The organism is Bacteroidia bacterium (assembly GCA_016218155.1).
Lineage (GTDB): Bacteria > Bacteroidota > Bacteroidia > Bacteroidales > GWA2-32-17 > GWA2-32-17.
The window spans coordinates 53,845-68,352 of sequence record JACREQ010000071.1 but is presented as its reverse complement, the minus strand read 5'-3'; the positions used below and the strand labels follow the sequence as shown (position 1 = coordinate 68,352).

General features: G+C 32.1%; 10 protein-coding genes. 6 read left to right on the top strand and 4 right to left on the bottom strand.

From position 1 onward, the window contains the following. The first annotated feature begins 21 nt into the window (after positions 1-21). The 3 genes from HY951_13375 (at position 22) to HY951_13365 (ending at position 2,661) form a co-directional block, all read left to right on the top strand. A complete protein-coding gene (locus HY951_13375) occupies positions 22-534 on the top strand; it encodes an LptF/LptG family permease (GenBank protein ID MBI5541050.1) in 513 nt (170 codons plus the stop codon). Positions 535-723: 189 nt separating this feature from the next. Further along, on the top strand, positions 724-2,268 hold the full coding sequence (locus HY951_13370; GenBank protein MBI5541049.1) for an acyl-CoA carboxylase subunit beta: 1,545 nt from the start codon (positions 724-726) through the stop codon (positions 2,266-2,268). Between the two features lie 69 nt (positions 2,269-2,337). After that, the gene (locus tag HY951_13365) at positions 2,338-2,661 is read left to right on the top strand and encodes an acetyl-CoA carboxylase biotin carboxyl carrier protein subunit (protein ID MBI5541048.1); all 324 of its coding nucleotides are present in this window, start codon (positions 2,338-2,340) and stop codon (positions 2,659-2,661) included. A 117-nt stretch (positions 2,662-2,778) separates the two neighbouring features. On the opposite strand, the gene tilS is transcribed toward HY951_13365, so the two are convergent. Continuing rightward, positions 2,779-4,104, bottom strand: coding sequence for a tRNA lysidine(34) synthetase TilS (tilS, locus tag HY951_13360; GenBank protein ID MBI5541047.1), 1,326 nt, complete (start codon positions 4,102-4,104; stop codon positions 2,779-2,781). A gap of 326 nt (positions 4,105-4,430) precedes the next feature. On the opposite strand from tilS, the gene HY951_13355 reads away from it, so the two are divergent. From HY951_13355 to HY951_13345, 3 genes are read left to right on the top strand one after another with little or no spacing between them, the layout of a single operon-like run. Beyond that, entirely contained in the window at positions 4,431-6,413 is a 1,983-nt protein-coding gene (locus tag HY951_13355; GenBank protein ID MBI5541046.1) for a DUF349 domain-containing protein, read from the top strand. Positions 6,414-6,416: 3 nt separating this feature from the next. Next, positions 6,417-8,720 (top strand): TonB-dependent receptor, encoded by a 2,304-nt coding sequence (locus HY951_13350; protein ID MBI5541045.1) that lies wholly within the window; start codon positions 6,417-6,419, stop codon positions 8,718-8,720. Between the two features lie 10 nt (positions 8,721-8,730). Continuing rightward, a complete protein-coding gene (locus tag HY951_13345) occupies positions 8,731-10,332 on the top strand; it encodes a CTP synthase (protein ID MBI5541044.1) in 1,602 nt (533 codons plus the stop codon). 128 nt (positions 10,333-10,460) lie between these two features. Here HY951_13345 and HY951_13340 read toward each other — a convergent pair whose 3' ends face one another. The 3 genes from HY951_13340 to HY951_13330 form a co-directional block, all read right to left on the bottom strand. Then, positions 10,461-11,105 (bottom strand): hypothetical protein, encoded by a 645-nt coding sequence (locus HY951_13340; GenBank protein MBI5541043.1) that lies wholly within the window; start codon positions 11,103-11,105, stop codon positions 10,461-10,463. A 235-nt stretch (positions 11,106-11,340) separates the two neighbouring features. Further along, positions 11,341-13,260, bottom strand: coding sequence for a molecular chaperone DnaK (gene dnaK, locus HY951_13335; protein ID MBI5541042.1), 1,920 nt, complete (start codon positions 13,258-13,260; stop codon positions 11,341-11,343). Between the two features lie 151 nt (positions 13,261-13,411). Beyond that, a complete protein-coding gene (locus HY951_13330) occupies positions 13,412-14,452 on the bottom strand; it encodes a DUF4249 family protein (GenBank protein MBI5541041.1) in 1,041 nt (346 codons plus the stop codon). Between the last annotated feature and the right edge of the window lie 56 nt (positions 14,453-14,508).

Below are 14,508 nucleotides of genomic sequence, written 5' to 3'. Positions count from 1 at the left end.
GGAAAACTGATTTCAAAATTAATGTCTGAATTTGCACAATGGGATAGTGTTAAAAATAGTTGGAAATTAAATAATTATTATATCCGAACTTTTGCACCAGATCATGATGATATTGTGCAAGGTACTATACTTGATACTACTATAAAATTAAAACCTGAAGATTTTAAAAGAAGAGTTGAAATTGTAGAAACGATGGATTATAATCGTTTAAATCAATTTATTGAAGAGCAAAAAATGGAAGGCTCTGAAAATGTTGAGGCATTTTTAGTTCAAAAGTATCAGCGACTTATAAACCCTTTAAGCGCATTTGTGTTAACTATTATTGGACTTTCTGTATCATCAAGAAAAGTTAGAGGTGGAATTGGAATGCATCTTGGAATAGGATTGATGCTTAGTTTTTCTTATATTCTGTTTTTGCAAATATCTACCAACATGGCAATAGGAGGAACTCTTCCTCCAATATTAGGAGTATGTATGCCAACAATTATTTATTCGGTAATTGCAATTTTTCTATATAGATTAACTCCAAAATAGCTTTTAAACTATTTTTTATCAACCACCTAAAAATAAATAGGTCAGATTATTAAATATGTTTTCAGTTATAACATGAGCTAAATCAGTTTAGCCCTTGTATTATTTTTGTAATTTTGCGACATGAATAATTTGGGAAAGTGTTTCCTAATTAATTACGTAGCAATTGATTGTTAACTAAATTAAAAAGATATGTCGTTAAAAAGTAAAACTATTGAATTATTAAAAAGAAGAGAGCAAGCCCAACAAGGAGGTGGCGAAAAGGCTATCGAGAAGCAGAATGCTATGGGTAAAATGACAGCTCGCGAAAGAGTACTCGCTCTTTGTGATAAAGATTCTTTCAACGAATATGATTTATTTGTTGAGCACGAAGCCCGCGATTTTGATATGAATACCAAAGTTTTACATGGTGATGGTGTTATCATTGGAACAGGAACAATTTATGGCTCACCTGTTTGTCTTTTTGCACAAGATTTTACAGTTGCCGGAGGTTCGTTAGGACTTTCTCATGCACGTAAAATCACGAAAATTATGGATCATGCGCTAAAATTAAGAATTCCTCTTATTGGGATTAATGATTCAGGTGGTGCACGTATTCAGGAAGGTGTTAACTCTTTAGCAGGTTATGGCGATATTTTCTTTAGAAATACTCTTGCATCTGGTGTTATTCCTCAGATTTCTGTAATCTTAGGCCCATGTGCCGGTGGTGCAGTATATTCTCCAGCATTAACCGACTTTGTATTTGTAGTTGATAATATTTCAAAGATGTTTATTACAGGCCCTGAAGTTATTAAGACGGTTTTGGGTGAAGAAATATCAATGGAAGATTTAGGTGGTGCACGTGTTCATGCTGAAGTTACCGGAAATGCTCACTTTTTTGCTATGACCGAGCAGGAATGTTTTGAACAAATTAAAAAACTGGTAACATTTATTCCTTGGAATAATAGTAGAAAAGCTCTTCCTTTTAAACCAAAAGAACCAAAGAAAGAATTTAATATTGAAACAGTTGTTCCTGGTGATCCTAAATTACCTTATGATATCAGAAATGTAATTCGTGCAGTTGTTGATGATAGCGATTTCTTCGAAATACATGAACTTTGGGCTCAAAATATTGTAATTGGTTTTGCTCGTATGAATGGCGAAACTGTTGGTTTTGTTTGTAATCAGCCAATGTATCTAGCAGGTGTTTTAGACGTTGACTCGTCTGATAAGTCGGCTAGATTTATTCGTTTCTGTAATGCATTTAATATTCCTATTATTACTTTGGTTGACCTTCCGGGATATTTACCAGGTGTTGATCAGGAACATGCCGGTGTAATCAGACATGGTGCTAAATTACTTTATGCATATAGCGAAGCTTCTGTTCCAAAAGTAACTGTAATTCTTCGTAAAGCTTATGGTGGTGGATATATAGCAATGGGATCACGTCACTTACGTGCTGACTTTGTATTTGCATGGCCAAGTGCAGAAATTGCTGTAATGGGACCAGAAGGTGCTGCAAATATCATTTTCAAGAAAGAAATTTCTGAAGCAGAAGATCCAGAAAAGATGCGTAAACTAAAAGTAAAAGAATATAAAGACAGGTTTGCAAATCCATATGTGGCAGCTGCTAAAGGTTATATTGACACAGTTATTGAACCAAAAGAAACTCGTAGACTTTTAGTTCATGCAATTTCTGTATCAAAAGATAAAACCAATACAAATCCACAAAAGAAACATGGTATTCCTCCATTTTAACCAATACTTATTGATATGAAAAAGAAAGAGAAAGTTAAGGAAGAAAGCAACAAAGAGGTTGTTTATAAGATGTTAAATATAGAGGATACTAAGTATAAAACAATTATTTCTAAGAAATTTGAAAACAGAAAGCCATGGCAGGCTGCAGATCCATCTTTAGTTCCTTCATTAATTCCTGGTACTGTAAGTAAACTTTTTGTAGCTGAAGGTGATTCTATTGTTGAAGGAGACAAACTTCTTGTGTTAGATGCAATGAAAATGAAGAATACTATAAAGGTTCCATATTCAGGCGTAATTAAGAAAGTTCACGTTGCTGAGGGTCAATCTATACCTAAAGGTTATGTTATGATTGAACTCGATATTCAATTAGTGAAACCAAAAGAAGAAAAATAATTTTTTGTTGAATAATGTGAGAATGAGCTTGCCGAAATGTAAGCTCATTTTTTTATTCCTTTCCGACAGTTATTAGGGTTATTGTAATTTTGTAATTTCTCAAAAAAATGATAGAAATTAATAAACCTGTAACTTTATTACCGATTTGGTTTTTTCAGAAATCTTAAATCTGTCATCTAACCTTAACCCGATTACCCAAACAATTTTATTTGCTGATTCTAATATCCAAATGTTATCTTTATCTGTTTTTGAAATCTTATTGTCAATAAAAAAATCGCTGAGCTTTTTAAAGCCATCCATTCCAAATGGTTTAAAAAAATCTCCATGAGCCCATCTTCTTATTATAAGTGGAAACTCAATTTTTTCAGCGTCTAACATTATAATGCTTTTATCTTTTGAAATTTCTTTATTGCATTCCCATTCAAAATGGCTTATTGAAATCTCAATTGGTTCAGAAATCCAGTCCTGAATTTCGTCGATATAATATTTGCGTAAAATGTTATTCTTATGTATTGGGCTAATTATTATTTTATCCCTATCTTTATTTAAACAGAAATTTTTTGAATAAAACACTTTTCCTGCTTCCCCATCCATTGTTGACCAAATTTTGCTTATCTGTTTAGGATTGAAACCATATGGGGCAATTATTTCATACAATATTGTTTTACCCGATTCAGAATTTAAAAGTTCTGATATGTTAATAAGCGTTTTGTCTTCAGTTTTAGAAACTGTTTTTTCAATTTTTTCTTTTAAAAGTTCTTTTAATAGTATTTCAGTTTCGCTAAAATGCTCAATATTTCTAGTTATTAATTTACTGAAACCTGGCTTAATGTCTTCAATCAATGGCAATAAATTGTGACGAATTTTATTTCGCATATATTTTACCGATTGATTACTCGCATCTTCTCTCCATTTTATATTATTTTCTCTTGCAAATGAATCAATTTCTGCTCTTGTTGCAAATAACAATGGTCTGACAATTTTTTCAGTTTTAACAGGTATTCCCGAAAGCCCTTTAAGTCCTGTTCCTCTTAATAAATTAATAAAAAGAGTTTCAACATTATCATCTGCATGATGTGCTGTGGCTATTACTTTACAGTTGTGTTTTTTTCTTAGTTCTTCAAAATAATTATATCTTAATTCACGTGCTGCCATCTGAATACTAATACCTTTTTCTTCAGCAAATATTAGAGTTTCAAATTTTTTAGTCTCAAATTCATAGTAATAGTTATTTGCTAATTGCCTTACAAGGTTCTCGTCTTTATCAGATTCTGCATCTCTTAAAGAAAAATTACAATGTGCAATAACGCATTTAAAATTCAATTCGTGAAGTAAATAAATCAAAACACATGAATCTATTCCTCCGCTCACAGCAACAAGAATCTTATCGTTACTGTTAAATAGATTTTTCTTAGTTACAAATTGTAGAAATTGCTCTTTCAAAACAATTATTTTTTTCTCAAAATTAGCAAAATGCATTTATTACTACTAATTATTTTCTTTTTCTAATTGATTTAAGGTTTTCTTTTTTATTTTGTAAAACTGTTAAAGTGTCAATAATCTGGATTTGTATTGTTGAGATTAATAGCGTGTTACTACTTCTGATTAAATGGATATTTACAGCTAAAATTTGTTTTATCTAATTCGGTTATTAATTGCCTGATTTTTTTGTGATTTATTATTCTTTACATTTTTTGCTTTTAGCTGTTAAATGTATAATTTCGTGAATTAAAACCATAATTTAGTTTTTGCGAAAAAGTATTGATTTCATGGAACAAAACGAATTAAATCAAACACCGATGGGTGATCTTTCAGAAGAAAACGTTAGTGCTGAAAGTAAATTAGTAAGCGAGCAAACTCTTCAAGCTGATAATACAGTCGAAAGTATGCATGTTGATGAAGTGTCGGAGAATATAACTGATACCACATTTGAATTACATTTAGAACAGGATCAAGATGAAGAGGAACATTCTTCTACCGATTTAGATTCCGCAAGTGGAGTTCCAACAATGGATGTTGATGTCAGCTATATTGACTATTCTGGTCTTACAAAATACGAACTTATCCAAAAGTTTAAACAACTTTTAAGCGAAGGTGAGATAACATATTTACGTAACGAGATTGAGAATCTAAAAGTAAATTTTTATAAAAAACATAAAGCTGAAAACGAAGAACGTCGTAAGAAATTTATTGAAGATGGAGGTGTGTTAGAAGAATATGTTTCAGCTGAAGATGTTCTTGAAGAAGAGTTTAAACAACTTTATAAAGATTATCGTGAGCGTAAAACTGAGCTTTCAAAATCTTTGGAAGAACAGAAAACTCATAATTTAAAGGTTAAATATGAGATTATTGAAGCCATTAAAGATCTTATTAATAAACCTGAGTCACTTCAGCATACTTTTGAAGAATTTCATCATTTGCAAAATAAGTGGAAACATGCTGGTCTTGTTCCACAGAAGGAGATGAAAGAACTTTATGATTCATATCATTTTCATGTTCAGGGATTCTATAACTGGATTAAGTTAAATAATGAAGCCCGTGATATGGATTTGCGTCGCAATCTTGAAGCTAAAATAGAGCTTTGCGAGAAAGTTGAATCACTAATTCTGGAAACTGATATCAGAAAGGCATTTGGTGAGCTTCAGATATTTCATGAACGTTGGAGAGAAATCGGACCAATTTCTCCTGATAAAAAGGAAGAAATATGGGTTCGTTTTAGAGAAGCAACAACAAAAATTCATAAAATTCATCAGGAATATTTCTTGAAGAAAAAAGATGAACTTGAAGGTAATTTAAATGCTAAGACTATTCTTTGCGAAAAGGCAGAAGAAATAGCATCAAAAGTATATACCCGTTTTAAAGAATGGGAAACTGCAACCGATGGATTTATTGAATTGCAACAAGTGTGGAAAACAATCGGAATGGTTCCAAAAGCTGAGAATAATAAAATATTCAGACGTTTTAAAGATGCCAGTGATAGATTCTTTATGGCAAAAAAAGAATTCTACAGCATTATAATGGAAGAAGAAAATAACAATTTGCAATTAAAGACTGATATTTGTTTAAAAGCAGAATCATTAAAAGAAAGTACTGATTGGAAACGAACTACTGAAGATTTAATACGTCTTCAGAAAGACTGGAAGAGAATTGGTCCTGTTTCAAGAAGAGTTTCTGATAAAATATGGTACAGATTCAGATCTGCATGTAATGAGTTTTTTGAAAGAAAAGCAAAACATTATAGTACTATTGATGGTTTGTTGGATGAAAACATTAAGAAAAAAGAAGATTTATTGGAAAAGATTGAAAAATATCAATTTACTGAAAATAGCGATGAAGATTTAAAGAACTTAAAACTTTTCCAGAAAGAATGGGTTGAGATTGGTCATGTTCCTGAGAGTGTAAAGCAGGCTATTCAGGATCGTTACCGTAAAGCAATTAATAAAGCATTTGATTCTTTACAGGTTGATGATAAAAAGAAAGATAATATTAAGTTTAAAATGCGTATTGAAAACATTATGCAACAACAAAACTCCCGCGATAGACTTTATATGGAGCGTGAAAGCCTTGTTAAAAAACTTAATCAGATTGAAGCCGAACTTAAAACTCTTGAAAACAATATTGGTTTCTTCTCAAAATCCAAAAATTCTGAATCCTTGTTGAAAGATTTTTCAACAAAGATTGAGGCAGGAAAAAAAGAAGCTGCTGTAATAAAAGAACAGGTTAAGTATCTCGACAATATCTATAAAGATTAATTAATGAAAAGAGTTATCATTGTTGCATGTTTTTTTATATTTGTATTTTCTTCAAATATATTAGCGCAAGGTGTTATAAGAGGATTTGTATATGAAAAGAAATCAGGTGAAGCTGTTAGCTTTGCGAATGTTTTTCTTGGTGGGACAAAGATAGGTGGGGCAACTGATGTTAATGGTTTTTTTAATTTAACAAAAGTTCCGGCAGGTAACTATACTCTTCGTGTTAATTTTATTGGATATGACTCAATTTCAATTCAAGTTTCTGTTAAAGATAAAGAAATTGTAACAAAGAAGATTTATGTAACCGAGTCTGCTGTAATGCTTGATGAAGCAGTTATCTCAGCTGACAAACAAGACAAAACAGAACAGGTTCGTATTTCAATAAATAAAATTACACCAAAACAAATTGAAAAAATTCCGAGTGTTGGTGGTGAACCTGATTTTGCACAGTACTTGCAAGTTATTCCTGGTGTTGTTTTTACAGGAGATCAGGGTGGACAGCTTTATATCAGAGGTGGTTCGCCTATACAAAACAAAGTATTGTTGGATGGAATGATTGTTTATAATCCATTTCACTCTATAGGTTTCTTTTCTGTATTTGATTCCGATTTAATTAGAAATGCCGATGTTTATACAGGTGGTTTTAATGCCGATTACGGTGGAAGAATTTCTTCAATAATGGACATTACTATGAGAGATGGTAATAAAAACCGACAGGCTGGGAAAATTTCTGCAAGTACATTCGGTTCTAAGCTTTTATTAGAGGGACCTGTTTTTAAGGGATCTGATAATACAAAAACTTCTATGTCATATGTTTTTTCTGGAAAAACATCTTATATTAAAGAGTCATCTAAAATTCTCTATAATTATGTGGATTCGGCTGGTATTCCATTCTCTTTTACCGATTTCTATGGAAAGTTAACATTAAACACTGAGAACGGTAGTAAGATTAATATTTTTGGTTTTAAATTTAATGATAAAGTAAAATATAAAGAATTATCAAATCTCGATTGGAATTCGTTCGGAGTAGGTAGTAATATTATTCTTGTTCCATCAGGCTCGCCATTCTTATTAAAGGTTAATTTTAGCTTTTCTAATTACGATATAACATTAAATGAAGTAGGATTATTACCAAGAAGTAGTTTAATTAATGGCTATAATTTGGGTTTGGCATTTGTATATTTCATGGGTAAAAACGAATTAAATTATGGTATTGAAACATTAGGTTTTAAAACTGTTTTTGATTTTTATAACAGTGCAAACAGAAAAATTGATCAGCAACAAAATACAACCGAATTAGGAGCTTTTGTTAAATATAAAATAGCAAAAGAAAAATTGCTTATCGAGCCAGGTATTCGTTTTCAATACTATGCTTCACTTTCGGCAATTTCTCCTGAACCAAGAATTGGTGTCAAGTATAGTGTATCTAAAAATTTCCGTTTAAAATTTGCAGGAGGTTTGTATTCACAGAATTTTGTTAGTGCAAACAGCGATCGCGATGTTGTTAATTTATTTTATGGTTTCTTGAGTAGTCCTGAGATTGGCGACCTGCAAGCAGAGTTTGACGGAAAGCAAGTTAAGAATTCTTTGCAAAAATCATGGCACACCATTTTAGGTTGTGAATTAGATTTAACCAAGAAAATTGATTTAAATGTAGAAGGTTATATTAAACGTAATACTCAACTTACTAATTTAAACCGTAACAAAATATATGATGATAATGCTGATAATTATGATAAACCGGATTATCTTAAGAAAGATTTTGTTATTGAAACCGGAAATGCATATGGTGTAGATCTTACTTTTAAATATGATTTTAAACGAACTTATATCTGGGTTGTATACTCACTTGGATTTGTAGATCGTTATGATGGTCTTATGACCTATAAGCCTCATTATGACAGAAGGCATAATATTAATTTAGTTGCTACACGTACTTTTGGTAAAGGTTTAGATTGGGAATTAAGTGCTAGATGGAATTTCGGTTCAGGTTTCCCGTTCAGTAAAACTGCAGGTTATTACGAAAGATTGCAATTTGATGGCGTAAATCAGGATATAGTATCTGCAAATGGAGATATTGGTATTATTTATGGTGATTTGAATGAAGGAAGATTACCTGCTTATCATAGAATGGATTTAACACTTAAGAAAAGTTTTGAGTTGTCCAAAAATTCTATTTGTGAAATTACTTTTAGCACTACAAATGTTTATAATAGAGATAATATTTTTTATTACGACAGAGTAAAACATAAAAGGGTAAATCAGTTACCTATTATTCCTAGTTTAGGTATTAACCTCACATTTTAATTTATTTCAAATGGCAAATACCAGATATATATTTGTAACAGGTGGAGTTACTTCATCACTTGGGAAAGGAATTATTTCTGCCTCTTTAGCCAAATTACTTCAGGCTGGTGGACATAATGTTACTATTCAGAAATTAGATCCTTATCTTAATATTGATCCGGGTACATTAAATCCTTATGAGCATGGTGAATGTTATGTTACAAATGACGGAGCTGAAACAGATCTTGACCTAGGTCATTATGAAAGATTTTTAAATATTCCTACTTCACAGGCTAATAATATAACAACTGGTAGAATATATCAGAATGTTATAAATAAAGAGCGTCGTGGCGATTTTTTGGGAAAAACCGTACAGGTAATTCCTCACATTACAGATGAAATTAAACGATGTGTAAAATTACTTGGTACCAAACATAAGTTTGATATTGTAATAACTGAAATAGGCGGAACTGTTGGTGATATTGAATCATTACCATATATTGAAGCAGTTCGTCAGTTAAAGTGGGAGATGCCGGGCAGAGTTCTTGTTATACATTTAACTCTTGTTCCTTATTTGTCTGCAACAGGCGAATTAAAAACCAAACCTACACAACATAGTGTAAAAATGCTATTAGAAGCCGGAGTACAGCCAGATATTTTAGTACTACGTGCCGAAAAGCGCATAACAAATGACATTAAAAAGAAGGTAGCATTATTTTGTAATGTTGATATTGATTCTGTAATTGAATCACGTGATGTTAGTACAATATACGAAGTGCCAATTTTAATGCACGAAGAAAAGCTCGACGAAATTGTATTAAGAAAACTTAAAATACAGGCAAAACAAAAACCACAATTAAAATCCTGGCAGGATTTTCTTAAGAAACTTAAAAACCCCAAGAAGCAAGTTAATATTGGATTAGTAGGAAAATATGTAGAACTAGCTGATGCCTATAAATCAATTATAGAATCGTTTATTCATGCTGGTTCTGTAAATGAGTGTAAGGTTAATATTAGTTTGATACATAGTGAAACTCTCACAGAATCTGTAATGCTTGAGAAGCTTTCTAAGTTAAATGGAATTGTTGTTGCTCCTGGTTTTGGTCATAGAGGGATAGATGGTAAAATATTGTCTGTAAAATATGCCCGCGAAAATAATATTCCATTTTTGGGAATTTGTCTTGGAATGCAATGTGCGGTAATTGAATTTGCAAGAAATGTACTTGGTTACACTGATGCTCACTCAACGGAAATGAGTCGTACAACAGAACATCCAGTAATTGATTTAATGGAAGAGCAAAAGAATATTACAGAGAAAGGTGGCACAATGCGTTTGGGTGCTTATCCTTGTAATTTAATTAAAGGTACAAAAGCTCAAAAGGCATATCAAAAAACTTCAATTCAGGAAAGACATCGTCATCGTTACGAATTTAATAACGCTTATTTACAGGATTTCCAAAAAGCAGGTATGATTGTATCCGGAATAAACCCTGATATGAATCTTGTAGAAATTGTGGAAATTCCTTCACACAAATGGTTTGTTGGTGTGCAGTTTCACCCAGAGTACAGAAGTACTGTTGAAAGCCCGCATCCGCTTTTTGTAGAATTTATAAAAGCAGCATTAAGTAAATAACATTATATACATTTTAAGCATCCTCTTTGAAATAAAAAAAACTAAATGTGATTGTGATCTTGTGTCGCAATCACATTTATGTTATTGTGGGAGATTGCGGCTCAAGGCCGTAATCATAAACGAAAAGTTTATTGTACGTGGTAACTTAATAAGTCTAATTCAATTCTTTGAAGTGAACTAACAAAGAGTCTAGTCTTTTTTATGGAACCTATGTTTTTACAATAATAATTATGTATTAAGCGTGTAATGTTAAAATTATCTTCTATTCTAAATAATTCTCCTTTTAAATCGACGCAATTATAAGTTCCTAGTGGAACAGTTATACTAGTTGTTTGGTTAACAAAATAATAATTAACATATGCAATAGTATCAGACAAATAAGCAAAAACTTGATTTTTAACAAACCCTGGGTTAATACTGAAAACAATAGCACCATTATTGTCAACAATACAATTAGAAGAATCTCTATAATAATGAACATAAGGAGAAGTATGACCTAAAGAATTATATTCAAATACTGTATGATATGTATTACTATTAATAATTGTATCATTTTTAACTACAATTGAATCGTTTCCCCAGGTATTAGGAATTATATTTCCAGAACTATCTAACGAGGTTTGCTTGTACACCCAATAGTTTCCGGTATTTAAAGGGAAATAATCGTTTACAGTTTCTTGAGTTATAACAGGTGTTATTGTTATAGAATCTTCTTTACGGCATGAATTAAAAAGAATAATGCCAATGCTAATAATTAAAATACTTTTTTTCATAAAATTTAGATTAAGAGGTTAATAAAAAAAAGTAGATTTATAGCATGCATTTTATTTAATGACTCTTTTAACGAGAAAAATTTTAATAAATTGTATTAATTATAAAAGTTTATTTTAAGAGGCTCCGCTTGAAATAAAGAAACATATCGTCATTGAGCTGCAATCCCCATTAGTGACAATTATGTAATAAAAAAGCCGGCGAAAGCCGGCTTCTTCATGTTTATTAAGTCTATTGTTATTTTACTTCTTCAAAATCTACATCCTGAACTTCGGCATTTTTATTTTGTTTGCCTTCTGCCTGTTGTTCCTGATGTTCGTGATGAGGTTGTTCATTAGGATTTCCTTGTGGTTGTTGACCGTTTTTGTACATCTCCTCGGATGCTGCCTGGAAAACTTTGTTTAATTCTTCAGTTGCTTTATCAATACCTGCAATATCCTGATTCTTGTGAGCATCTTTTAAATTCTGTAATGCACTTTCTATAGGTGCTTTTTTATCAGCTGGAAGTTTATCTCCAAATTCTTTTAATTGTTTTTCGGTTTGGAAAATTAAACTGTCTGCGTGATTTAATTTGTCTATTTTTTCTTTTGCTACCTTGTCTGCATCAGCATTAGCTTCAGCTTCAGCTTTCATTCTTTTAATCTCGTCTTCTGATAATCCTGATGAAGCTTCGATACGAATAGATTGTTGTTTTCCGGTTGCTTTGTCTTTTGCAGAAACATTAAGAATACCATTTGCATCAATATCAAATGTTACTTCAATCTGTGGAGTACCGCGCATAGCAGGTGGAATACCGTCTAAGTGAAAACGTCCGATTGTTTTGTTATCGCGTGCCATTGATCGTTCACCTTGTAAGATGTGAATTTCTACTGATGATTGATTGTCGGCTGCTGTTGTAAATGTCTCAGCTTTTCTAGTAGGAATTGTAGTGTTCGATTCAATTAAGCGTGTTGTTACACCACCCATTGTTTCAATTCCAAGTGATAAAGGAGTAACATCTAACAAAAGAACATCGGTTACTTCTCCTGAAAGAACACCTCCTTGAATTGCTGCACCAATAGCAACTACTTCGTCAGGGTTTACACCTTTTGATGGAGTTTTTCCGAAGAAATCTTCAACAACTTTCTGAATTATCGGAACTCTGGTTGAGCCACCTACTAATATTATTTCATCAATTTCTTTAACACTTATTCCTGCGTCTGCAACTGCTTTTTTACAAGGTTCAATAGTTGCCTGAACTAATTTGTCAATTAACTGTTCAAATTTAGCACGGGTAAGAGTTTTTACAAGATGCTTTGGAACTCCGTCAACCGGCATAATGTAAGGTAGATTGATTTCTGTTTGTGTTGAGCTTGAAAGTTCAATTTTAGCTTTCTCTGCAGCTTCTTTTAAGCGTTGTAAAGCCATTGGATCTCTACGTAAATCAATGCCTTCATCTTTTTTAAATTCATCTGCCAACCAGTCAATTACTGTCTGGTCAAAGTCATCGCCACCAAGGTGTGTATCACCGTTTGTGCTTTTTACTTCAAAAACACCGTCACCCATTTCTAGAATTGAAATATCAAATGTTCCACCTCCAAGATCATATACTGCTATTTTAATATCTTTTCCGCGTTTATCTAATCCATATGCTAATGCAGCAGCTGTTGGTTCGTTAATGATACGTTTTACTGTTAAGCCTGCAATTTCACCAGCTTCTTTAGTCGCTTGGCGTTGTGAGTCATTAAAGTAAGCAGGAACTGTAATAACAGCTTCTGTTACTTCCTGTCCTAAATAATCTTCTGCAGTTTTTTTCATTTTCTGAAGAACTATTGCAGAGATTTCCTGAGGTGAGTAATTACGATTATCAATTTTTACTTTTGGTGAATTGTTATCGCCTTTTACAACACTATATGTAACATGTGATATATCTTTAGTTGATTCGTCAAATTTAGTACCCATAAATCTTTTTATTGACGCTACAGTCTTTGTAGGGTTAGTTACTGCCTGACGTTTTGCAGGGTCGCCAACTTTACGTTCACCGTTATCTAAAAAAGCAACAATAGAAGGTGTTGTGCGTTTACCTTCGCTATTTGCTATTACTACCGGCTCATTTCCTTCCATAACAGAAACACATGAGTTGGTTGTTCCTAAGTCGATTCCAATAATTTTTCCCATTTTATTATAGTTTTAAAATTTTCAATTTTTTTGTTCTGAGATTTTCAATGTTTATGCCACATGGAAAATGATGTGTTAAGACAGTAAAAATGGCAGTATGACAAACTGACTATACGTCAAATAGGCAAAAGTTAAGACAAAAAGGCAGGAATTAAGGGAAGCTGGTCCAGATACTTGTTGTTGCACTGTTACCTATAAATTTTAGATTTTTACCGTTTGGTCCGGTATAAATACCTCCAGCTAATGAATCTAAAGTTTTTGAGCTTAAGGATGGTTTGGTTGCAGGTGCAATTTTTAAATATCTTGATGAGAAAAGACCTAATCCATTGCTGATATTTGAATATGCAGGTTTCTCGCTTACAATTCCGGATGATGGTTGGGTTACCTGAATATATGTGTACATGTCATCAGAGCCAACAGAGATTCTTACTTCAATACTCCCTTTTGCAACAACCCTTTTAATTAATTGTGGATTATCAGGCATTATGTTAGCTACTGTATATAAAAAATTACTTCCAACTAATTCAGTACTCATCGATTCGTTCCCTTCTTTTGTATTTGAGGTCTTTGCTCCGAGTGTGATATCTAAATATTTTTTTGTAGTATCAGTAGCGGTAATATCGTAATAATAAAATCTAACTACAGGTTCAAATAATCTTCCCATAGGTGGAGTATTCCAAACTATGTTAAGTTTATTTGTAGTAGCTGACATTGACACAGGATTGTTAATTGGAAAGACAGTGAAATCCTGAATTAAGGCAGTCTCTGATGATATTTCGTTGTCATTAGCATTTATTACAAGTTTAAATAATGCATTAGAATTAGTGGATAAATGTCCGGTAGTTCTGTAAACAACATTATTATGTGCAAAAATACCATCTTCACGAATTGTGTCAATTTTAACACAATTATAGGTATTTGTTAAATTTCCATTTATTCTTTCTTCAATTTTCACCGTAGCATTTTGGTAGTATAATGAATCGCTAATCTGTGCCATCACATAAGCATCCTGATCGCCTAGAAATGCTTTTGAAAGTCTGATATAGTGTACACTATCAGTAGAATTTAGTAGTCCGTAAACAACAGGAATATCTTTCCAGTCATCATTTACATCAAAATCTTTCTTACACTGAATTAGAAATATAGTAGTTGATAATAAGACTAATAGCTTTATTTTTGTAAATTTCGACATCCGGATTCCAATAATTTTATACAACTTTGTATTTCTTATCGCAAATGTAGCTATAA